The following is a 22,264-nucleotide window of genomic DNA, read 5'->3' on the forward strand; positions in this document are numbered from 1 at the left end:
CTACGCCAGCCACAATTCAACGTCGGTTACAATGAAGTTACCAGTATAAATCGGATCAGGTTTGCCTATAGGTTCTAACTCAAAGTACTGTTTATGCTCCATAGGTAAGGCTTCGTAGCCACCAATCACCTGATACAACCAACTCTCGCTGTCCCAGTTGAGCTGCTGCTGATCTAAATATTCCAGTGCAGATTGACGCAAGCCTGAGTCAATAATGGCGCAAAAATATTCATCAACGGCCACTTTAAGTGGGTTGTCAGGAATATCGAAATCTTCCACTTCTGTCATTTCAAAAGTAAAATTGGCGTCTCGCTGAGTCACACTACGTTCATCACGGCTAATGGCTTTAACTTGTGCCACCATGTTCATCAGATCAAGCTCATGATGCGGATTACTAACATCCACATGTGCAGGTTTTAATATGGCTTCAGCATAGTTAAACAAAGCGGGAACGGTATTGTGTCCAGCATGATTATCGGGGTGGTAATCAGGGTGTAAACTGGTGTGTAGCAGCCAACCTTTTAATAAACGGGTACGGCCTCTAATCTGTCTAAAACGTCCCAGTAATTCAAATAACCGCCCCTGTACTACGCTGAGCTCTTGGGTACAGTAACTTAAGGTATCTTGTAAACTGGTGATCAATAAACGGCGCAGCTCACGAATATCGCCAGCTATTTCGCCCAGTTCACTGAACTGGAACATTTCTAAGCCGTTCAATAGCTCGCTGACCTGGCTTTGGGCTAATTCGTTTTCTCTAATTTTGGCGTTAATGGTGCCCACATAACCAAACTCATTGTTAATGCGTCCCCATAGCACTCGAATTGAATAACGTAAGCTGTCGGTAAAGCTGTAAACATGCTCACTTAAATCGGCAAGGTATGCCTCTGCGGCGCTATGATCAACATTGTGGCGGGCTTCTTTGTAGTGATCGGCTAAGGTTTTTATGGTCGCTAATGCAGAGCCAACATTGGAGTCAATTTGACGATTGCGCTCATCGCTCAAGCCTTCTTCTAATAATGCCCGTACCGACCGCTTCAAACGTAATTCTTGATCGGGCTCTGGTCGCCATAACAAGCCACTTTTTTTCAGTTTTTCAATCACAGCCGGGTCATGACTTGATTCATTAACTGAGCCCGCTAGATAGGCATCCATAATCACATCGGCATGCCGAGCGAGCTGTTTAAGCAGCTTTACCCCTGCTTGATGTAAGTTGTTACTCATATTAACTCCCGCTGGGTCGCGGTTTCAGCCTGTGCTTCTAAGCTTAACCCTTCGGTTTCATCAATAAAGCGGATCACTTCATACAAGTAATCTAATTTACCGGTGGCAATATAAATCTGTTTTTCTACGTTCGGTTTAGTTAGATAACCCAGTTCAACTAAGCGCTTAAATACCAGCTTAATTTGGCCGTCAACATTAGTACTGCTTGAACCAAATAAACGATAATGGCTTAGTTTGGTCAGTTGCTCACTAAAAGCGGGGGTATCTTCAATACGCGCTTGCAGCTCAGTTAATCGAATGGGTGCACCTTCACTTAATGGAGCATCTTGACCACTGGCTTCTTGCACTAATACTAACCATTCCACTAGGGGAATTAGCGCACCGCAGATTTCTTTAAACTGGCTAGAGACCACTTTGCGTTCACTTTCGCCCAGTTGCAAATAACCACAAAAAAACACTTCTCCTTCACCTGCGCTGGCAATGGTGCGATTAATTTGATTCAAATAGCTTTCTACACGTTCACGGGTACTGTTATTTTTCAGTGCTCGCCAACCGTCTTCATTGGTAACGCGGCAAATAAACTCGCCGCGTAATAATTGCTCTATGATGGCACCTGCGCCTACCAATACAGTGTCATGGTTATCATAAACTTCGCTAGTCATTATGCTAACTCCTCTGTTTTAGCGTTGTGCTGGTTTAAACGTGCTGCTAATGGATTCGCTTTAGGCTTAACCACTTGTAATTTTTTAGTCTGTTTGTTGATGATATAACGGTTAGCAAACAGATTTAACACTTCTGACTCAGGGTTAGGAAATGCGCCTAATACACTGATATTATTGTTTTCACAGGCATCAAATATCTTCTTGACGTTAGTATGATGCAAGGTGCCCAGCTCATCTATCGGCCAGTGAATAGTGACATCGGCTTTGCCACGCAATAATCGGGTAAAGGCCAGTAAAAACTTACATAAAATAAGGTAAGCCATACCATGACTGGAAGATTCATTTAACTGGCGATCGGTGCGAATAATTAGATCGCTGTTACCCTCTTTCAAGCGCAGTTCAATCTCCAATAATTTGGTAATACCGCCGGTTAATGCCGCTCGACCAATTATGTCTAATGCGCGGCGCATACTGTTAGTGTAATGCTCGTCAGGAAGGCTACTGAAGTTGTCGGCTTTCCAGGCTTTAAAGGCTTTTACAAACACTTCAAGCTCTGGCCAAAACTCTAACTCACTAATACGTGAACGAATGCGTACCGCAGATTCTGATACCCCATCAAGGAATAACTCTTCACCCACTTCACGGGTAATACGGGCACTTTGGGAGGCGATACGACGGTCAATGTCAGCTAACACATCATAATATGCGCTTAAATCGACCCCGAAAATACGCCCCTGTTCACGAATGGCCATTAACGATTGTGGCACCATTACGTTTAATAGCTGCTCAAGCTGCGGCACCAACTTACGATAATCTAATAAGCGAATACCTTTGTCATTCACATAACTCGATTCTTCACGGGCACGTTCCCAAAATTCAGCCAAACTAGAGCCTGATTTACTGGCAATCACGCTATCAAAGTGCTCGATATATTGCTTCACTGAGCCCTGCAAATAATCACGTTTAAGTAATAAGTCTTCACCCTGGCGTAAACGTTCACCAATGCCGCCGCTGGCTTCTTCTTTATTAGCCGGCAGTTTCAGCTCTGCCAATTTACGCATAACCGCACGCAGTTTAGTCAGGTTTTCAGACGCTTCAACCTGGGCGGCATCAGATGCTTTACGCTGGGTTTCTAAGTCTGCACGGCGGCTCTTAATATCATTGGTTTTGTTGGTTAGCTGCTGCTCAAGCGCTAAAGCCGCTCGTTTAACATCGGCAAGCTGAGTTTGCAGTTTAGGTTTTCTAGATAGCCAGGTATGTTGATACCAGTCGTCATATCGCAGTACATCGCTACGACGTTGTTCTGCATGACTAATTTTGGCTTCTAATTCACGAATCTCACGTTTAAGTGCCAAAATGGCACTTTCATCAACACCGCGGGATTTAAGCTCGTTTTTGTACCAGGTTTCACAGGCCTTTTGCTCGGTTTTGGCATTGGTTCGACGCTGTTCAATATTGGCCTTAATTTGCCCAAGTTGGTTATCGATAGCACCGACCACTTCTTGCCAATAAGCATTTTTTTCCATACGCGCTTCAAGCGCTTGGGATTTTTGCTCTGACAACCATTCAACATGCTGGTTTTTCAGTTGTTTCAATTCATTATCTAACTGAATTAATCGCTTGCCCGATTCCGCTTTTCTTTCAGTGAGCGCTTGATCAATACGTTGTTGCTCACTGCGTTTTTCATCAAATAAACGGCGTAAATCTTCACGGCTATTTTTATAGGCCGTACGGGCAAAGGTCAGTTCACGGTTAAGTTTGTCTAACACATCGTTCATAGCAATGAGCTGATCTTCATGTTCAGCCTGCAACTCTTGTGCACTTTTAAGGGCTTCTTCGGCCTTAGCTAGACGAATCCGTAAATCCTGCTCAGATTGTGCATAATCAGGCACATCAATGGCTTTTAGGTCAATATGGACCCCAAACAACGCATCACTGTCCTGGTTGGCTACACTGGGGTGTAAATCGGTGCGATGCAGTAACTCTGGCGCAATGACTTTGCCAAAAGAATGTTCCCAACCGACCGCTTCTTTACGTAAGAATTCTAATAAAGTATGCGATTGCGGGAACAACATATGATGAATGTCTTCTTTGGCTTGCTCACGCTCATTAACACGAATACTGGCAATGCGCAGCGACTCATTAGCTTGATCACGCTTAGCGCGCTGTTTGCGCTCTTCTGTGGTTAAGCGTTCAACCTTTTGATTACAGCTTTCCTGCTCTTCGTCAGCGAGGCTAATGCGTTCATCAAAAATGGCCAAACGCAGCTTTTCATCTTCAGTGTATGACACACTATCTACTTGATGTTTAAGCTCTGCGGCGGTTAACTTCAGTTGATATTCTTGCTCGCTAAACTTAGCTTTGCCAGCATCGGTTTGTTCGCGCCAAAACCCTTCAAGTTGAGTTAAATCGTCATTTGCTAACTCACGTTGTTTGTCACGGGTTTCACGCTGAGTATCTTGCTCTTTATGTAATGTCTCTAATTCACTGTGTAATTGTTCGGCAATTTTTGAACGTCTGCCATTAAAGGCAGCTTCAATGTCTTGATGTTTTTCAGTTTGTAATTTGTGACGCTCATTTAAGTTTTCAACATCTTGGCGCCAGCTGGGTAAACTGTCTAAATCTGCTTTTGCTTGTTCGATATCAGCATCTAAAAAACCACCATGCTGTTCTTCAATCGCATCTAATTCATGCTCACACTTCTGGGTGTCACCTTTGGCGGCAGATATTTCGTTTTGTAATTCATCACGGATATCTTTCCACTCTTCATCAAGCATTTTAAGCTTAAGGTTTAGCTCTTTTGCCAAGGTTTGGTTAGCATCTTGGCGATCCGCTTCTAAGGTTTCATCATGTCGGTAACCACGAGATAAGCTAGCAAGACGCATTTCAGCGCTCAATAACTGGTTAAACTCCTGTTCGAGCTTTTCAAATTCAGGACGGATTTGCTCAAAGCCTTGGACCAACTGACTCTCGCGGATCCAAGATTCAACCCTTTGTGGGTTTAATCGAGAGGTTGGCGGATTAACGCCATCTTCTTCTAAAATGGCGGCGATCATCGATTTGACCGTTTCCATTTTGCCTTCTTTGGAATGCACCGCTTTGGCAAGTTTTTCAATATGGCGTAAAGAGTGTTCACTGTCGCACAGGGAGAATTGACGCGCGTATGTGCGCAGCTCATTACGATTAGCTCCGGTATTAAGCAAGCTGCGATCGTTTTGGATAATCGCCCTAAATTCACGGGTATTTAATAAATTGGTGTGAGCAACATCTTGACGTTTTACTTCACGTCCAAGCTCCGCCATTGAATGGCAAATAATGGTATCGCCATTACGATTTTTAACATAATCCTCAAGCTCAAAACCACGGGCAATAAAGCGATAGTTAACCCCTTTACCGTCACCTGCGGATGCTAATACAGCTTGATAAAGCAGCCCATCATCTTTTTGGTATTCATAAATGATGTAGCTTGAATCGTGCGGTAAATACCAGCGCTCAAAACTGTCACGCGTTGAGGGTACAACTCGACTTGGATATTCACCGTAAAACACCGGTACCAGACGTTGTAAGGTGGTTTTACCTGATGCGTTTGTCCCACAAATATTAGTGTGGCCATTTAATGCCAATTCCACCACACCGGGTAAGTGAGTGTTAATGAGCACGATTCTTATCAAACTAGGCATGAGAGTCCTTTATTAAAACAAAACAAGCGATTCAATTCACTTCGGGATAAAGCCGGGGTAATTAATACATTAATGTCTAATGCACTGGTTTTTAAAACCACGATTTTTACACAATAGCTGGGCTTTACGTTAAATTAATCCGTCGGCGATGGCAATGATATTCCAGCATTGGATCATACTGTAAATCATCTTATGATGGCGGTTAACAAAGTAGCAATCGAGTTAAATTAAGTGAATTGTTGGTCGAGAAAAGATATTTTTTGAAGTTGCGATGAATTTAATCTGACATCAAATGATGGTTATGGAGATAACGTTGAAAAGCACCCATAAAAAAACACCGCCTATTGGCGGTGTTCTTTTAAAGCGTTAGCAATAATTAAGCTTCTGCAACAACAGAAATCTTAACGATAGCTTTAACTTCAGTGTGTACTTGCACTTCAACTTCGAAGTTACCAGTAGTGCGTAAAGCACCTAAAGGTAAACGGACTTCAGATTTAGCAAGTTCAACGCCAGCTGCAGTTACTGCATCAGCGATGTCACGGTTGCCAACTGAACCGAATAGTTTACCTTCATCACCTGCTTTAGAAGCGATAACAACGCCTTCTAATGCAGTTAATTTTTCAGCACGAGCTGTCGCTGTAGCTAGATCAGCAGCTATTTTAGCTTCTAAATCAGCACGACGAGCTTCAAATACTTCAACGTTTGCAGCATTCGCAACAACCGCTTTACCAAATGGTAAAAGGAAGTTACGTGCATAACCAGCTTTAACAGAAACTTGGTCGCCTAAGCTGCCTAAGTTTGCAATTTTGTCTAGTAGAATTACGTTCATTATCAAATCCTCTTTATTCGATTAGGAATTTAATACTGCTATATTACTGATGTAAATCAGTATATGGCAGTAGAGAAAGATAACGAGCACGCTTGATAGCGCGAGCTAGTTGGCGTTGGTATTTAGCACTAGTACCAGTAATACGGCTAGGAACAATCTTGCCACTTTCTGTTACGTAGTTCTTTAAAGTTACGATATCTTTATAATCAATTTCTGTAACGCCTTCAGCTGTGAAGCGACAGAACTTGCGACGACGGAAATAACGTGCCATTTTGACAGTCTCCTAAGTTTTCAATTCGACATTTTCAGCATGCAAAACTAAACGGTTTTGACCATTTCGTCCTTGTTGGAGTGAAAGAAACCCTTCAACTTCAACCTGCACACCTGCTTTTAATTTATCTGCTACGCTTTTAAAGCGTGGACCACTCAACACCACTTGTATAAGGCAGTATACGTTTCGTAATAACTCTGCATCATACTTCTGTGACTTATGTTCTAGCGTAATAATCGTATGATTAATACCGCTGGGACTGCTCATTTGTTTTGAACGCGTAATGGTTCCAAACAAAGTTAAATGGTTATTCACAGAGTAAATTATTCAGCGTTTTCTTCAGCGCTTTCTTCGTCCATACGGTCATCAGAAGATGAACGACGTGTTTCACGTTCGTCTCTTGCTTTTGCCATAGGTGAAGCTTCAGTAACAGCAGCTTTAGTGCGCATTACAAAGTTACGCAGAACAGCGTCGTTGAAACGGAAAGCTGTCTCTAACTCTTCAATAGACTCTGCAGTTGCTTCTACGTTCAAAAGAACATAGTGAGCTTTATGTAGGTCTTGGATTGGGTAAGCCAATTGACGACGGCCCCAATCTTCTAAACGGTGAATTGTACCGTTAGCAGCGGTGATAACACCGGTGTAACGCTCAATCATACCTGGGACTTGTTCACTTTGATCTGGGTGAACCATAAATACGATTTCATAATGACGCATTTATTGCTCCTTACGGTTAAGTAGCCTCTTTTCTGGCTCAGTCAGACCAATGTGGAGGCAAGGAACGAATTAAAGTGACTGATTTGAGCGCGCGATGATACCGAAACTCCCTCACAAACTCAAGTAATAAAGTATTCTTTCCTGTGTTATTGAATACAGGTATCATGTCGGCAGTTAAGAATGAGTTGTAATGGATAACAAGAAATAGTGATCACTATGAAAAAAGCGCTGTCTATCTGCTGTTTGCTGATATTGTCTCCTTCCGCGTGGGCTTTGGTACCACCTGACTATCAAGAACCCGAAAACGGTTTTAATGCTGAAATTGAAGCAGGGTTGCAACTTAATAGTGGCAATAATGAAACCAAAAACTTCAACGGGCGTACTTATGCGACTTACGACACCCTTAATACTAAGCAAGAAGGCACCTTAAAAGCCTACTACTCTGCTGACGGAAGTGAAGCAACCTCGGAGAAATATGAGGTTTATCTACAAAGTAACTATAAATTAGAACGAGGATACGTTTTTGGCCGCGGTGAATTTACCTGGAACCAATACGGCTCGTTCACCAAAATTTATACTATTTCCTCAGGTTATGGTTTTGATTTAATCAAAAACTATAGAACTAAACTCAGTTTAGAATTCGGTCCTGGTTATCGTTATGACTTACCCTCTTCATCTGTTGCTGACCCTGAGCCTACGCCCAACAAAGATATTATTTTACGTTCAGCGGCTAAGTACTCTGTAAAGCTACAGGAATACACTAGTCTTAATGCCGATGTGACGGCCGAAACGGGCCAAGATAACAACACCTTGACCTTAGATATGAACTATAGAAATACCTTCATTCAAGATTGGGCATTTAAAATTGGCGTTAACGTTAAGTATACCTCTGATGTGCCACAGGACAGCCAGAAAACGGATACAATTACGACGTTCAACTTACTGTACACATTCCAGTAATTACGCTTATTTAAGCGGAGTAATAAATAACCTATAGAGGCAGTGTGATGACCAGTCCATTACGTAGTTTTACCTCATTATACAGTACGACCTTTATGATGGTACTGGCAGCTGGTCTTCTGACTACATATTTAGGCCTAAAGCTCACTATGATGGAAGTGCCACAAATATGGGTCGGCGGCATGATGTCTGCCTACTATATTGGTTTGGTATGTGGATCTAAAGTGGGTCATAAACTCATTGCACAAGTTGGCCATATTCGTGCCTTTGTGGCATGCGCGGGTGTGGTGACTGCATCTGCGTTAGGTCATGCATTAATTGACGACCTAACCATTTGGCTAATCCTACGTGTCCTTGTTGGCATGGGCATGATGTGTCAATACATGGTGCTTGAAAGCTGGCTTAACGAACAATCTGAACCGAGTCAACGCGGCACCGTTTTTGCCAGTTATATGATTGTATCTTACTTGGCATTAATGGCTGGCCAAGGCGCCATTAGTTTATACCCAGACTTAGGTATTGAACCTTTACTGCTTATCGCAATTTGTTTTGCTTTGTGTACTGTACCCATTTCAATTACACGCCGTATTCACCCAGAGCCATTAACACCTGCACCACTTAACATGAAGCACTACTGGAAACGTGCACCACAAGCACTGACCACTATAGCTTTGGGTAGTATGATAGTAGGATGCTTTTACGGTTTAGCGCCAGCTTATGCTACTGCGCAAGGTATTGAACCTCAATCTGTCGCCTTATATATGTCATGTACTATTTTCGCAGGTCTGCTAGCCCAATGGCCTATGGGTAAACTGTCTGACTTAATGCCAAGAAGCCGCCTTATTCGCATTAACTGTGGTCTGCTTGGTATATTGGTGCTGGTTATTGCTTTGGTGCCTTTTGATGCCCAAATCTCATTAGTCTTAACAGGAATATTTGGCGTGTTGGCTTTTACACTTTATCCATTAGCCACGGCGTTAGCCAATTCTCGTATAGAGCAACATGAGCGAGTCGGATTATCGGCCACAATTTTAGTGACATTTGGTATTGGCGCCAGTATTGGCCCACTTATCGCTTCATCACTGATGCAGCACTTTGGTAACAATATGCTATATGGCTTTATGAGTATTTGTGCTTTCACGTTAGTTATTCGCTTATTATTTATTAATAACAAGCAAAAAGCTGAACAGGGCTCAAGTAATGACTATGTGATGGCAGGTGGAGATTTAGTGTCATCACCATTGGCAGCCTCTTTTGACCCTAGGGTAAATGTGCAATCGGTGCAGGATCAAATGATTAATCCTGATGATAATGCATTTGATATGGTTGGCACAGAAGACGATGTGTTAGATGATGAGCCTGATTACACCCAAGTAGTTGATGACAAAAATGATGATGTAATTAACCACGTAGACCAAAATAATATTACAAGCCAAGTAGAAACTCGCAAAACTTAGTCAGACATTGGGTTTAGTTGCAAACACAAAAAAGCGAGCATCAGCTCGCTTTTTTCATCACAAATTAGTGGCCGTTACACTAAACGTTGACGTACCGCTTCAAACAAACAGATACCAGTAGCCACAGATACATTTAAGCTTGAAACCGTTCCTGACATCGGAATAGAGATTAGCGAGTCACAGCTTTCACGGGTTAAACGACGTAAGCCCTTACCTTCCGCGCCCATAGCAATCGCTAGCGCGCCTTTAAAGTCAGCTTGATACACATTACTGTCAGCCTCACCTGCGGCGCCAACAATCCACACACCTTTGTCTTGGATGTGTCGCATTGTACGTGCCAAGTTAGTCACTTGAAATAACGGCACAACTTCTGCTGCACCACTCGCAACTTTACTCACAACGGATGTTAGGCCAACAGAATTATCTTTAGGTACGATAACCCCGTGCGCACCAGCTGCATCAGCGTTACGAATACAGGCGCCTAAATTATGTGGATCTGTCACACCATCGAGTATCAAGAAGAAAGGCGTTTTCTGCTCAGCACTGAGTTTATCCAGTAAAGCGTCTAACTCACTTTCAGCAAGCACTTTGGCTGCGGTTACACGCGCTACCACACCTTGGTGCTGAGTACTTTCTGCTTTTTCATCAAGCACTTTTCTCGCTGAACGCTGTGACTTAATACCCGCTTCTTGGGCTGCATTTACTAGAGGTTCTAAACGTTCATCATCGCGACCTTGCATTAGCCATAATTCAATAACGCGCTCTGGGCTGTTTTTTAATAGGGCTTCAACGGCGTGAATACCAAAAATAACATCTTGTTTTTTCATTTAATTACTTTCTCTTACTGCTTTTGGCTTCAGCCGCTTTTGCGGTTGATTCGCTATTGTTGGCTTTATTAGCATCGGTCTTCTTAGCTTTCGATTTACTCGCTAAAGGCTTTTTAACAGCCGTTTTTTTAGCGTCGGTCTTTTTGGCGTCAGTCTTTTTTGCGTTAGGTTTTTTAACCCGAAGTTTTTTGCTAGTCGATTTTTTAGCTGGTCCCTTGTTAGCTGAATCTTTGCTAACTGCTGAGCCAGTACCTTCAGAAGCGACTTTCTTGCCACGACCTTTAGACGGTTTATCACCCTCTTTAGCGCCACGAGCAGACTTAGCTCCCTCTAACTTAACGCGATCACGCGCAGTAAGTGGCTTGTTGCTGTTGCGACGTTTGCCCTGACCTTTGCTGTTGTCACCAATCATAATTAAATCGATTTGGCGATCATCTAGGTTAACTGCTGCCACTTTCACACTTACTGGATCACCAACTTGATAAACTTGACGGGTATTCTCACCCACTAAGCGCTGGCGCATAGCATCAAACTGATAGTAATCACTTGCTAAGCTCGATATATGAACCAAACCATCAATGAATAAATCATTTAAGCGCACAAATAAGCCAAAGTTAGTCACCGATGCAATTACAGCGTCAAAGTCATCACCAACATGATCTTGCATGTATTCACATTTAAGCCAGTCGCTCACATCTCGAGTCGCTTCATCTGCTCGGCGCTCAGTGGTTGAGCACTCTTCACCTAATGAATCTAACTCAGCAAGGGTATATTGAAAGCCACCGTCCTGAGTCCACTTGTCTTTAACCGTGCCTTCACTGTTAGCCAGCAGGAACTTAATCACGCGATGTAGGACAAGATCGGGATAACGTCGAATAGGTGATGTAAAGTGAGAATACTCTTCTAGGGCTAAACCAAAGTGACCGTCATTATCTGGGCTATAAATAGCCTGGCGCATAGAGCGCAATAACATAACCTGAATAAGCTCTGCATCGGGTCTATCTGCAATTTTCAGCATAATACCTTGGTAATCTGCTGGTGTAGGTTCTAAGCCACCTTCCATCGATAAACCACGCTCAGCGAGAAACTCTTTAAAGTTTGCTAACTTTTGCTCAGACGGCGCTTCATGCACACGGTATAACACTTCACCCTTGTTCTTTTTAACGAACTTAGCTGATGCCACATTGGCTAAAATCATACATTCTTCAATGATTTTATGCGCTTGGTTACGGCCTCTAGGCACAATCTTATCGATTTTGCGCTGTTCATTAAAAATAAATTGCGTCTCTAATGTTTCAAATGCAATGGCGCCGCGCTCAGCTCGTCGTTCATCTAAGGTTAAGTACAAAGACTGTAAACACTGTAAATGTGGGAACAATGCTTGATGTTCAGGGGCAATAACGCCACCTTCTAGCATGTCGGCAACTTGGGTATACGTGAAACGCGCATGGGAATGCATCACTGCAGGGTAAAACTTATAACCTGACAATTTACCGCTGGCCGCAATAGTCATTTCGGCCACCATGCACAAACGATCAACATGGGGATTTAACGAACATAATCCGTTAGAAATTTTCTCTGGCAACATGGGAATAACTTGCGAAGGAAAATATACCGAATTACCACGCTCACGAGCTTCCACATCTAATGCTGAATCTGTGCGCACATAATGGCTTACATCTGCAATAGCCACCCATAAGCGCCAGCCTCCACCTGGTTTTTTCTCCGCATAAACCGCATCATCAAAGTCACGCGCATCTTCACCATCAATAGTGACCAGTGGTAAATGACGTAAATCAACTCTGCCTTGTTTGTCTGAGTCAGGCACTTCATCAGGTATACGTTTAAGTTTTTTCTCAATAATATCTGACCAGGTATGGGGTAAATCATAATTGCGCAGTGCAATTTCAATTTCCATCCCCGGTGCCATCGTTTTACCTAGGACTTCAGTGACTTTACCGGCTGCTTTAACAAAGCGACCTGGTCGTCTTGTTAGCTCAACCACCACAACATCACCGGCACGAGCACCGTTGTTATCTTCATTGGCAATTAAAATCTCTTGGTTGATACGGCGATCATCGGCAATGATAAATGCCATCCCGCCATCAACATGGTATCGGCCAACTAATGCTGCGCTTCGCTCTTGAACCAAACGCACAATACGCGCTTCTCGGCGACCACGACGATCTGTACCGGCTTTTTGCGCCAGCACTTTATCGCCATGAAAATACATCAGCATGTCACGGTTATTGATAAATAAATCGTCACCGCCTTCTTCAAGCTTTAAAAAGCCGAAGCCGTCTCGGTGACCAATAATAGTGCCCGATAGTAAATCCATTTTTTCAGGTAAACCGTAGCTTTGACCACGGGTAAACACTAACTGGCCATCACGCTCCATCGCGCGTAAGCGACGACGTAAGGCTTCTAATGGCTCTTCCTCAGTTATTTTTAACGCTTCTGCGATTTTGTCACGGGTAACGGGTGACTTTTGCGCGCGCAAGTACTCTAAAATGTACTCACGGCTAGGAATAGGATTATCGTACTTGTCTTGTTCTCTCTCAAAATGAGGATCGGTGATCATTCAATTTCCAAATCATCGGCATAATATTGTATGCCTTATTGCATATAAAGTTGTTGCTGCTGGGCCCTTTCAACAATACTTGTGGGCATTTTTACAGCAAGTTGTTGTAACAATGAAGTCGCTTTCTTTTGCTGACTCTCATCATCAAAAATACTGTTATAAAGCCAATGATAGCCCATTTCGTAATCTTTTGGGCTGCCATAACCTTCAGCAAACAGTTTAACTAACATCATACGTGCATTTACATCACCATTCGCTGCTGCAGGTAATGTGTATTGCACTGAACGATGTCGATCTTTTACCACCAGTTGTCCTCGGTAGTAATAATCAGCTAATTTTAACATAGCTTCGGCACTACCTTGCTCGGCGGCCGTTTGTAATATTGCTATTCCACGAGCAGGATGTGCTTTAACACACACGCCGTGATTTAACATTTCGCCCCATAAAAATTGATATAAGGGCTGCTGTAGCACTTCTGCTCTAGCTTCAATATCTTGCACTAACTGACACTCATCAAGCTTCACACGTTGAAGATATTGATTACTGCGGATCAGATTAATGAGTTGTTCATCGCTATAAATATCATAGGCGCCAGAGACAGCCTTGGCAATTTGAATAGAATAACTAAATAATAACGTGAATATGAGAAGCAATGAAAGCCGTAACATAAAAATTCTCTATGACAGTTTGATTATCTTATTAATCGGCCGCGACACATTTTTCTTAAGGACTGAACCAATACTGCAAGCTGCTTTCATTAAAAAGGCCGCTTGACGCGGCCTTTTTCCGATATTAATTTTAGTTAAATGGATTAACTAGAATCATGGTCTCGTTACGGTCAGGACCGGTTGAGATGATATCGATTGGCGTTTCTAATAACTCTTCAATGCGTTTGATGTAGTTAATTGCAGCAACAGGAAGTTGCTCAATTGAAGTCGCACCAAAAGTCACTTCTTTCCAACCTGGCATGGTTTCATAGATTGGTGTAACTAGCTCATAGCCTTCAGCAGCTAATGGCGTAATTTTAGAAACAGTACCATCTGGGTTTTGATAACCAACACAGATTTTAACTTCTTCTAGGCCATCTAATACATCTAGCTTGGTTAAGCAGAAACCACTTACGCTGTTGATTTGAACTGCACGGCGCATTGCCACTGCATCTAACCAACCTGGACGACGTTTACGACCCGTCGTCGCACCAAACTCTTGCCCTTTCTCACCAATGTAATCACCAATTTCATTGGCTAATTCCGTTGGGAAAGGACCTGCACCTACACGTGTAGTGTAAGCTTTCATGATACCAAGTACATAATCAATATGACGTGGACCAAAACCTGAGCCTGTTGCAACACCACCAGCGGTAGTATTAGAAGAAGTTACAAATGGATATGTACCATGGTCGATATCCAATAATGTACCTTGAGCACCTTCAAATAGAATTGGCTCACCAGCCTTACGGGCGGTATCTAATAACTCAGTAACGTCAACACATAAACTCTTTAGATAATCAGCAATAGCCAATGCATCATCTAGCGTTTTTTGATAGTCAACAGCTTCTACCTTGTAGTATTCAGTTAACATAAAGTTGTGATATTTCATCACTTCTTTTAGTTTAGTTGCAAAAAGTTCTGCATTGAATAAGTCACCAATGCGAAGACCACGACGTGAAACCTTATCTTCATAAGCTGGCCCAATACCGCGACCCGTTGTGCCAATAGCTTTATTGCCACGCGCTTTTTCGCGAGCAATATCAAGTGCACAATGGAAGGGTAATATTAGCGGACACGCTTCAGATATAAGTAAACGCTCTTCAACAGGTACGCCGCGCTCTTTCAGCATGTTGATTTCTTTCATCAACGCATCAGGAGCAACAACAACACCATTACCGATCAGACATTTTACGTTGTTACGTAAAATCCCAGACGGAATTAAATGAAGTATCGTTTTTTCACCATCAATAACCAAGGTATGACCGGCATTATGGCCGCCTTGGTAACGAACTACGTATTTTGCCTGTTCTGTTAAAAGGTCGACAATCTTACCTTTGCCTTCGTCACCCCATTGAGTGCCGAGTACGACTACATTTTTGCCCATTATTAGCTGCAACGTCTTGTGGTATAAAATAGAATTTTAACAGATTTTAGGGGGTTATAGGCAAGTATTTTATTAAAAAATAATCAATAAAACGATCCCTGCTGTGACTAAAGATCCACCTAAGCGTCTGAGAACATTTTGGTTTTGCCCAGAAAGCTCAAATAAATACTTTTTCCATTTTTGTGGAAACAATAACGGACCGAGCCCCTCAACGATTAATACTAAGGCAATTGCTGTCATTAAAAGCTGTAATGTCATCTGAACTCCCCGTTAATTTGAGTGCATTTATCTTATTATTATAAAACTACAGCCAATAAAAAACCCAGCATAAGCTGGGTTTTTTGTATTCCAAAAACGAATTAACGCTTAGAGAACTGTGGCTTACGACGTGCTTTACGTAGACCAACTTTCTTACGCTCAACTTTACGAGCATCACGGGTAACAAAACCAGCGGCACGTAGAGTAGGACGTAATGTTTCGTCTAATTGTAACAATGCACGAGTAATACCGTGACGAATTGCACCTGCTTGGCCAGTGGTTCCACCGCCTTTAACAGTTACATATATGTCAAATTTATCAGTCATTTCAACTAGCTCTAGTGGTTGACGAACAACCATACGAGCAGTTTCACGGCCAAAATATATATCTAGTGGACGTTGGTTAACAACGATTGTACCACTACCTGCTTTAACGAATACGCGAGCAGTTGATGTTTTACGACGGCCAGTGCCGTAGTACTGAGTTGCAGACATTAGCTTACTCCCGTTTTAAATATCAAGAACTTGTGGTTGTTGTGCGGCATGGTTATGCTCAGTGCCTGCGTAAACCTTAAGTTTACGGAACATAGCACGGCCCAAAGGACCTTTTGGCAACATACCCTTAACAGCTTTCTCGATAATCATCTCAGGTTTATGAGCTTGCAATTTCTCAAAAGAAATTTGCTTAATCCCACCGATGAAACCAGTGTGCGAGTAATAAATTTTACCAGCAGCTTTGTTACCAGTTACAGTAACTTTCTCAGCATTAATAACGATGATGTAATCACCAGTATCAACATGAGGTGTGTACTCAGGCTTGTGCTTACCGCGTAAACGAGTAGCAATTTCAGTAGCCATACGACCTAAAGTTTTACCTTCGGCATCAACGACGAACCAATCACGTGTGACTGTTTCTGATGTAGCATTAAATGTAGTCTTCATTTTTTACAAAAACCCAATGTTTAAAATTCTGTCTCACATGCCAACTGCAAGTCGCAATCAACACAAAATGGACCGATTCTTGCCCCTTCGAGCATGAATATTGGCTTAAAACTTCCGCCCAATTCGACGGAGTAACGAGGGCAGGTGCGGATTATACGCAAACATGAGATAGAAATCACCTGATATTTATAAAAACCATTAAATAGTTTGATCGTTTTACCAGCACTTTTACTATTCTATTTTGCTTAAAATAACAGCTGATTTCGTATTGATACTATTTATTAAGGTAAATGTTCTGAAGCTAAATAATCATGGGATTGCATTTCTATTAATCTTGAACGGCAGCGACGAAACTCAAAATTGAGCATACCTTTAGTATAAATGTCTTCTAAGGGCACCTGTGCAGAAATAATTAATTTTACATTTCGCTCGTAAAACTCATCCACCATAGCTAAAAAACGCCTGGCAATATCATCACCGGTTAACTGATCACCCATTTGCTCGAGCCCGCTGAGTAATACGGTATGATAAATTCGCGCTATCTCCATATAATCTCGCTGCGAACGGGGCCCATCACATATATCTCTGAAGTTGGCGAGCAGCACTCCTTGAGATTGCTGACGGATACTAATTAAGCGACCATCAATATTAATAGCATCGGTTAACACCTCAGACTCTGGTGCAAGCTGTTTGAAATAAGTATGTAAATTCAAGTCCGCAGATTCGTCAAGCGGGTAATGGTAAATCTCAGCTTGCTCTAGAGTTCTTAAACGGTAATCTATACCTGAATCAACATTTAAAATCTCACAATGCTTATTGATCAGAGCGATAGCAGGTAAAAAACGGACCCGTTGTAAGCCATTCTTGTACAAATCATCAGGAATAATATTCGAGGTAGCCACTAATGCAACCCCTTCTTTAAATAGGGCTTGAAACAAGGTGCCCAATAGCATTGCATCTGTGATGTCAGAAACAAAAAACTCATCGAAGCAAATTACTTGGTATTGGTTGGCCATTTTTTTTGCGATCGTCAGTAACGGGTCTTGCACCCCTTTTAGCTCACCCAAGTCATGATGAAGTTGATGCATAAAACGGTGGAAGTGCGCCCTGAGTTTTTTATCACCTGGAAGCGCATCATAAAAGGTATCCATTAAGTAGGTTTTGCCACGCCCGACGCCACCCCATAGGTATAATCCCTTAACCGATGTAGTTGGTTTTTTCCCAAATGCGGTTAGTATCTTCGATAAACCAGATATAGGTTGATTGGTAGCAATTATTTCATCAAACACACGCTGTAATGATCTAACAGCTTGCTCTTGAGCTGAATCGTGGGAGAAGTCCTCACGGGTGAGATCTTGTTGATAATGCTGCCAAGGGGTTAACTGAGACACGATTATGACTCTCTTACATCAAATAATTGCTGCGAATAATAACATTAAACTTTCAATACGAGTAACCGCGTTAAACGATCAAATTAACCTTTGTTAATCGTTAATGAACTATCAAATCGAAACCGACTCCCAATAAATAACATATCCACTTTCCATAATTTTTACGTTTCAAGGCAAATCTAATTGACGCTCATTTTGAAACAACGACATTTATAGAAACAATTGTTTATCAAAAATTTGAATTTTAACGACCTAATAATTTACCTGATTAACGATATTTAACTTTAATTTACCTCACTCAAGCGCCATATTTTTAGCACTAGCTTGAATGTCCAAGGAGCCATATTAATGAAAACCAAATTAAGCTTACTTTCTGCGGCCCTGTTAACCGCATCATTAACTATTATGCCAACCACTTCTTTTGCTGCTATTCCACAATCTGTTGATGGCCAATCAATACCCAGTTTAGCACCCATGCTAGAGCGTACGACTCCAGCTGTGGTATCTGTGGCAGTATCAGGTACTCAAGTATCTAAGCAGCAAGTTCCCGATGTATTTCGTTATTTTTTTGGTCCAAACGCTCCGCGTGAACAAGTCCAAGAACGTCCATTTCGAGGTCTAGGATCTGGAGTTATTATTGATGCCGAAAAAGGCTATATCGTAACTAACAATCACGTCATTAATGGTGCTGATGATATTCAAATCGGTTTAAGCGATGGGCGAGAAGTAGAAGCTAAACTAATAGGTGCAGATAAAGAATCCGATATTGCACTATTACAAATTACCGCTAAAAACCTCACCGCGATTAAACAAACTGACTCAGACGAAGTTCGTGTAGGTGACTTTGCCGTGGCCATAGGTAATCCATTCGGTTTGGGACAAACAGTGACATCCGGTATTGTGAGTGCTTTAGGGCGAAGTGGTTTGGGCATTGAAATGCTCGAAAACTTCATTCAAACCGATGCTGCGATTAATAGTGGTAACTCAGGTGGCGCATTAGTTAATTTAAACGGTGAATTAATGGGGATCAATACCGCCATTGTGGCACCTAATGGCGGTAACGTCGGTATTGGTTTTGCCATTCCTGCAAATATGGTCAATAACTTAGTGCAACAAATCATAGAACACGGTGAGGTAAGACGAGGAATATTAGGGGTAGCGGGTCGTGATTTAGATAAAGAACTGGCTACCGCATTCGGACTAGAAACCCAACATGGTGCTTTTGTTAGCGAAGTGGTGCCAGACAGTGCAGCCGCTAAGGCTGGCATTAAAGCGGGTGATATTATTACCAGCGTTAATGGCCGCAAGATTAAGTCGTTCCAGGAACTGCGCGCTAAAGTGGCCACTATGGGAGCTGATGTAAAAGTTGAATTTGGCCTTATTCGTGATGGCGATAATAAAACCGTTAAAGCGACTTTAGGTAAAGCTGATGCTATTGAAGCCGCCGCAGGCGCATTACATCCTATGCTTCAGGGTACTACGCTTAGTAATGGCTCTAGAGGAGTTGAAATAACCGATGTCGCCCAAGGTTCTCCAGCTGCTATGTCTGGTCTGCAAAAAGGCGATTTCATCGTCGGCATTAATCGCACCCAGGTTAAAGATTTAAAATCCTTTAAAGCCTTGCTAGAAAAACAACAGGGCTCAGTCGCGCTTAAAATACTACGCGATAACAACTTGAGCTATTTAGTTTTACGATAATGATTAATCCATACTAAGAATAATTGATTTAACATAATGAGTGATTATTGACTGTAATCACTTAAGCTAATGTTAGCATTCATTAATTAAGCATCGAGCATTCAACCTCGATGCTTAATTTTTTCAGTTATGTTAGTATTTGTGCTATTTACTTAACATAGATCAGACTATGAACTTTAAAGACATTAGTATTTATCTAGGCAAATCCATTTTATTTGGTCTGATCATGGCTGCCGTTTTCCTTATCGCAACCTCATTTGAAGGCAGTCCGTTCAAAAGCGGTTTAACACAACGTGCCAATATGGGCAGTGAGTTATCTTTTGCTAAAGCGGTTCGCCGCGCAGCACCCGCCGTAGTTAACATTTATAGCTTAAGTATTGATCAACGCGCACCACTTAACTCAAGTTCGCTGCAGGGCTTAGGCTCTGGCGTTATTATGAGTAATCAAGGTTATATTCTTACCAACTATCACGTCATAAAACGTGCCGATGAAATAGTTATTGCACTGCAAGATGGACGGCGCTTTACCTCTGAAGTGGTCGGCAGTGATCCTGAAACAGATTTAGCCGTGTTAAAGATTGAAGGTGACAACCTCCCTGTAGTGCCGATTAACTTAACTAACCCAGCATTAGTTGGCGATGTAGTGTTAGCCATTGGCAATCCCTATAACCTAGGACAAACAATTACTCAGGGTATTATTAGTGCAACTGGTCGCAGTGGATTAAGCTCAGGTTATTTAGACTTTTTACAAACAGACGCTGCGATTAATGCTGGTAACTCTGGTGGTGCGTTAATTGATACCACTGGTGAATTAATTGGAATAAACACCGCAGCATTTAAAGTCGGCGGTGATAATGGTGGCAATGGTATTAGTTTTGCCATCCCGATAAAGTTAGCCCACAGTATTATGGATAAATTGATTGCAGACGGTCGTGTTATTCGCGGCGCAATTGGTATTTCCGGAGAAGCATTAACCCCTGTCGTGGCGCAAATTTTAAATTTACCTGATTTAAAAGGGGTTTTTGTTACTGGTATTGATCCTAATGGGCCAGCTGCCAATGCAGAGTTACAGCCACGGGATGTCATTATTACTTATGGTGATGACGATATTCCAGGTGTTGAGGTGTTAATGGATAAAATTGCAGAAACACCACCTGGTAATAAAGTACTGTTGACGATTATTCGAGAGGGATTAAAGCTTGAAATACCGGTGTTTGTTGTAGAAAAGAACTCTTTTGATCAATAACGTCTGATACTCGAGATAACGACGAATCAGCTAAATGTGTTGAGTTTAGCTGATATCAACACAGAAAAATCAAACAAAAAAGCCATCAAATTAAATTGATGGCTTTTTGTTAAGTCGTTAACCGTGCTATTTAATACAGAATAAATCTAAAGAAGAGTGAGTTAAGATACCCGAATAACTTCACCGCCTAAGCCTTTAAACTTAGCTTCAATATGCTCATAACCACGATCTAAGTGGTATATGCGATCAACCGTAGTGATCCCTTCTGCCATTAAACCTGCTATGACTAAGCTTGCTGATGCACGTAAATCTGTTGCCATCACTTGCGCACCGTTTAATGACTCTATACCTTCGATAATACAAGTATTACCTTCAAGTGCGAGCTTAGCGCCCATACGGCTTAACTCTGGTACGTGCATAAAACGATTTTCAAAAATCGTTTCAGTGACACGTCCAGTACCTTCTGCTAGCGCATTCAGTACACAAAACTGGGCTTGCATATCTGTCGGAAACCCAGGATAAGGCGCGGTTTTAATATTAACCGCTTTTGGACGTTTGCCTTGCATATCAAGCTCAATCCAATCATCACCTGTCGTAATCGTAGCACCAGCATCTTCAAGTTTTGATATTACCGCTTCAAGAGAGCTAGGATCTGCCGCTTCACAGCGAATATGCCCACGAGTCACAGCGGCTGCTACTAAAAATGAGCCAGTTTCAATACGATCTGGCATTACACGATATTCACAACCTTGTAGATGCTCAACGCCTTCAATAGTTAACGTAGTTGAACCAATACCAGTAATTTTTGCTCCCATTGCAATTAAGCAATGCGCTAAGTCTGACACTTCAGGCTCACGAGCAGCATTTTCAATCACTGTGGTACCGTCAGCTAACGCGGCAGCCATCAGTAAATTTTCAGTTGCGCCAACACTGACCATATCCATAAAGATATGCGCACCTTTAAGGCGACCATCTACACGTGCCTTTATGTAACCTTCTTTAACTTCAATTTTAGCCCCCATTAGCTCAAGGCCATGAAGGTGTAAATCAACAGGCCTTGCACCAATAGCACAGCCACCAGGTAAAGACACATCTGCAGTGCCGTAACGGGCAAGCAGTGGACCTAAAATTAAAATCGATGCGCGCATGGTTTTGACTAAATCATATGGCGCACAAAACTCATTTAGGTTAGTGGTAGAAATCCGTACTTTACCTTGGCCTAACTCTTCTACGTCAGCCCCTAAACAGCGTAATAACTTACAGCTGGTGCTAACGTCTCGCAAGCTTGGGACATTCGTTAAAATAAAGTCAGTTTCAGCCAATACACCTGCCATTAAAATCGGCAATGCCGCATTTTTAGCACCTGAAATAACAACACTGCCAGATAAAGGCTGGCTAGCTTTAATGGTTAATTTATCCACTTGGCTCTCTA

General features: G+C 42.2%; 20 protein-coding genes. 4 read left to right on the forward strand and 16 right to left on the reverse strand.

Translation table 11 applies throughout. The features are described 5' to 3' along the window. The 7 genes from FJ709_RS16980 to rpsF all read right to left on the reverse strand — a co-directional run bounded on the left by FJ709_RS16980 (position 1) and on the right by rpsF (position 7,379). Positions 1 to 1,221 carry a phosphoenolpyruvate carboxylase gene (locus FJ709_RS16980; protein ID WP_226411366.1) on the reverse strand — a complete coding sequence of 407 codons (1,221 nt, stop codon included), beginning with the start codon at positions 1,219 to 1,221 and terminating at the stop codon, positions 1 to 3. Continuing rightward, a complete protein-coding gene (locus FJ709_RS16985; protein WP_226411367.1) occupies positions 1,218 to 1,883 on the reverse strand; it encodes a hypothetical protein in 666 nt (221 codons plus the stop codon). Before FJ709_RS16985 ends, FJ709_RS16980 begins: the two co-directional genes overlap by 4 nt. Continuing rightward, positions 1,883 to 5,563, reverse strand: a complete 3,681-nt coding sequence (locus tag FJ709_RS16990) for an ATP-binding protein (RefSeq protein WP_226411368.1) — start codon at positions 5,561 to 5,563, stop codon at positions 1,883 to 1,885. Before FJ709_RS16990 ends, FJ709_RS16985 begins: the two co-directional genes overlap by 1 nt. Before the next feature lie 376 nt (positions 5,564 to 5,939). Beyond that, positions 5,940 to 6,392 (reverse strand): 50S ribosomal protein L9, encoded by a 453-nt coding sequence (rplI, locus tag FJ709_RS16995; protein ID WP_226411369.1) that lies wholly within the window; start codon positions 6,390 to 6,392, stop codon positions 5,940 to 5,942. A 43-nt stretch (positions 6,393 to 6,435) separates the two neighbouring features. Next, positions 6,436 to 6,663 carry a 30S ribosomal protein S18 gene (gene rpsR, locus FJ709_RS17000; RefSeq protein ID WP_226411370.1) on the reverse strand — a complete coding sequence of 76 codons (228 nt, stop codon included), beginning with the start codon at positions 6,661 to 6,663 and terminating at the stop codon, positions 6,436 to 6,438. A gap of 12 nt (positions 6,664 to 6,675) precedes the next feature. Further along, positions 6,676 to 6,978 carry a primosomal replication protein N gene (priB, locus tag FJ709_RS17005; RefSeq protein WP_226411371.1) on the reverse strand — a complete coding sequence of 101 codons (303 nt, stop codon included), beginning with the start codon at positions 6,976 to 6,978 and terminating at the stop codon, positions 6,676 to 6,678. Between the two features lie 8 nt (positions 6,979 to 6,986). Beyond that, positions 6,987 to 7,379: a 30S ribosomal protein S6 gene (rpsF, locus tag FJ709_RS17010; protein WP_226411372.1), complete on the reverse strand. Its 393-nt coding sequence runs from the start codon at positions 7,377 to 7,379 to the stop codon at positions 6,987 to 6,989. A gap of 216 nt (positions 7,380 to 7,595) precedes the next feature. Here rpsF and FJ709_RS17015 point away from each other — a divergent pair, with 216 nt between their 5' ends. Continuing rightward, the gene (locus FJ709_RS17015; protein ID WP_226411373.1) at positions 7,596 to 8,339 is read left to right on the forward strand and encodes a DUF481 domain-containing protein; all 744 of its coding nucleotides are present in this window, start codon (positions 7,596 to 7,598) and stop codon (positions 8,337 to 8,339) included. 47 nt (positions 8,340 to 8,386) lie between these two features. After that, complete coding sequence (locus tag FJ709_RS17020) at positions 8,387 to 9,796, forward strand: MFS transporter (protein WP_226411374.1); 1,410 nt, start codon at positions 8,387 to 8,389, stop codon at positions 9,794 to 9,796. A gap of 74 nt (positions 9,797 to 9,870) precedes the next feature. Here the strand turns inward: FJ709_RS17020 and rlmB are convergent, their stop codons facing one another. The 8 genes from rlmB to zapE form a co-directional block, all read right to left on the reverse strand. Further along, on the reverse strand, positions 9,871 to 10,623 hold the full coding sequence (gene rlmB / locus FJ709_RS17025) for a 23S rRNA (guanosine(2251)-2'-O)-methyltransferase RlmB (protein WP_226411375.1): 753 nt from the start codon (positions 10,621 to 10,623) through the stop codon (positions 9,871 to 9,873). A 4-nt stretch (positions 10,624 to 10,627) separates the two neighbouring features. After that, positions 10,628 to 13,204, reverse strand: coding sequence for a ribonuclease R (rnr, locus tag FJ709_RS17030; protein ID WP_226411376.1), 2,577 nt, complete (start codon positions 13,202 to 13,204; stop codon positions 10,628 to 10,630). Positions 13,205 to 13,239: 35 nt separating this feature from the next. Next, complete coding sequence (locus FJ709_RS17035; protein ID WP_226411377.1) at positions 13,240 to 13,872, reverse strand: tetratricopeptide repeat protein; 633 nt, start codon at positions 13,870 to 13,872, stop codon at positions 13,240 to 13,242. Positions 13,873 to 14,002: 130 nt separating this feature from the next. Then, on the reverse strand, positions 14,003 to 15,298 hold the full coding sequence (locus FJ709_RS17040) for an adenylosuccinate synthase (protein WP_226411378.1): 1,296 nt from the start codon (positions 15,296 to 15,298) through the stop codon (positions 14,003 to 14,005). A gap of 72 nt (positions 15,299 to 15,370) precedes the next feature. Beyond that, positions 15,371 to 15,556 (reverse strand): DUF2065 domain-containing protein, encoded by a 186-nt coding sequence (locus FJ709_RS17045; RefSeq protein ID WP_226411380.1) that lies wholly within the window; start codon positions 15,554 to 15,556, stop codon positions 15,371 to 15,373. 101 nt (positions 15,557 to 15,657) lie between these two features. Further along, the gene (rpsI, locus tag FJ709_RS17050; RefSeq protein ID WP_226411382.1) at positions 15,658 to 16,050 is read right to left on the reverse strand and encodes a 30S ribosomal protein S9; all 393 of its coding nucleotides are present in this window, start codon (positions 16,048 to 16,050) and stop codon (positions 15,658 to 15,660) included. Positions 16,051 to 16,065: 15 nt separating this feature from the next. After that, complete coding sequence (gene rplM / locus FJ709_RS17055; RefSeq protein ID WP_226411384.1) at positions 16,066 to 16,497, reverse strand: 50S ribosomal protein L13; 432 nt, start codon at positions 16,495 to 16,497, stop codon at positions 16,066 to 16,068. A gap of 281 nt (positions 16,498 to 16,778) precedes the next feature. Next, positions 16,779 to 17,888: a cell division protein ZapE gene (zapE, locus tag FJ709_RS17060; protein WP_226411386.1), complete on the reverse strand. Its 1,110-nt coding sequence runs from the start codon at positions 17,886 to 17,888 to the stop codon at positions 16,779 to 16,781. Between the two features lie 348 nt (positions 17,889 to 18,236). Between zapE and degQ the strand changes: the two genes are divergently transcribed. Together degQ and degS are read left to right on the forward strand one after the other, a co-directional pair. Further along, complete coding sequence (gene degQ, locus FJ709_RS17065) at positions 18,237 to 19,586, forward strand: Do family serine endopeptidase DegQ (protein ID WP_226411388.1); 1,350 nt, start codon at positions 18,237 to 18,239, stop codon at positions 19,584 to 19,586. A 169-nt stretch (positions 19,587 to 19,755) separates the two neighbouring features. Then, entirely contained in the window at positions 19,756 to 20,832 is a 1,077-nt protein-coding gene (degS, locus tag FJ709_RS17070; RefSeq protein WP_226411390.1) for an outer membrane-stress sensor serine endopeptidase DegS, read from the forward strand. Between the two features lie 161 nt (positions 20,833 to 20,993). Here degS and murA read toward each other — a convergent pair whose 3' ends face one another. Continuing rightward, complete coding sequence (gene murA / locus FJ709_RS17075) at positions 20,994 to 22,253, reverse strand: UDP-N-acetylglucosamine 1-carboxyvinyltransferase (RefSeq protein ID WP_226411392.1); 1,260 nt, start codon at positions 22,251 to 22,253, stop codon at positions 20,994 to 20,996. Positions 22,254 to 22,264: the final 11 nt, after the last annotated feature.

The sequence above is a fragment of the Shewanella glacialimarina genome, assembly GCF_020511155.1.
GTDB classification, from domain to species: domain Bacteria; phylum Pseudomonadota; class Gammaproteobacteria; order Enterobacterales; family Shewanellaceae; genus Shewanella; species Shewanella glacialimarina.

Excerpts from the sequence above, each read along its gene's own strand:
- FJ709_RS16980 (WP_226411366.1), bottom strand. The coding sequence starts at position 1,221 with ATGAGTAACAACTTACATCAAGCAGGGGTAAAGCTGCTTAAACAGCTC.
- FJ709_RS16985 (WP_226411367.1), bottom strand. The coding sequence starts at position 1,883 with ATGACTAGCGAAGTTTATGATAACCATGACACTGTATTGGTAGGCGCA.
- FJ709_RS16990 (WP_226411368.1), bottom strand. The coding sequence starts at position 5,563 with ATGCCTAGTTTGATAAGAATCGTGCTCATTAACACTCACTTACCCGGT.
- rplI (WP_226411369.1), bottom strand. The coding sequence starts at position 6,392 with ATGAACGTAATTCTACTAGACAAAATTGCAAACTTAGGCAGCTTAGGC.
- rpsR (WP_226411370.1), bottom strand. The coding sequence starts at position 6,663 with ATGGCACGTTATTTCCGTCGTCGCAAGTTCTGTCGCTTCACAGCTGAA.
- rpsF (WP_226411372.1), bottom strand. The coding sequence starts at position 7,379 with ATGCGTCATTATGAAATCGTATTTATGGTTCACCCAGATCAAAGTGAA.
- FJ709_RS17015 (WP_226411373.1), top strand. The coding sequence starts at position 7,596 with ATGAAAAAAGCGCTGTCTATCTGCTGTTTGCTGATATTGTCTCCTTCC.
- FJ709_RS17020 (WP_226411374.1), top strand. The coding sequence starts at position 8,387 with ATGACCAGTCCATTACGTAGTTTTACCTCATTATACAGTACGACCTTT.
- rlmB (WP_226411375.1), bottom strand. The coding sequence starts at position 10,623 with ATGAAAAAACAAGATGTTATTTTTGGTATTCACGCCGTTGAAGCCCTA.
- rnr (WP_226411376.1), bottom strand. The coding sequence starts at position 13,204 with ATGATCACCGATCCTCATTTTGAGAGAGAACAAGACAAGTACGATAAT.
- FJ709_RS17035 (WP_226411377.1), bottom strand. The coding sequence starts at position 13,872 with ATGTTACGGCTTTCATTGCTTCTCATATTCACGTTATTATTTAGTTAT.
- FJ709_RS17040 (WP_226411378.1), bottom strand. The coding sequence starts at position 15,298 with ATGGGCAAAAATGTAGTCGTACTCGGCACTCAATGGGGTGACGAAGGC.
- FJ709_RS17045 (WP_226411380.1), bottom strand. The coding sequence starts at position 15,556 with ATGACATTACAGCTTTTAATGACAGCAATTGCCTTAGTATTAATCGTT.
- rpsI (WP_226411382.1), bottom strand. The coding sequence starts at position 16,050 with ATGTCTGCAACTCAGTACTACGGCACTGGCCGTCGTAAAACATCAACT.
- rplM (WP_226411384.1), bottom strand. The coding sequence starts at position 16,497 with ATGAAGACTACATTTAATGCTACATCAGAAACAGTCACACGTGATTGG.
- degQ (WP_226411388.1), top strand. The coding sequence starts at position 18,237 with ATGAAAACCAAATTAAGCTTACTTTCTGCGGCCCTGTTAACCGCATCA.
- degS (WP_226411390.1), top strand. The coding sequence starts at position 19,756 with ATGAACTTTAAAGACATTAGTATTTATCTAGGCAAATCCATTTTATTT.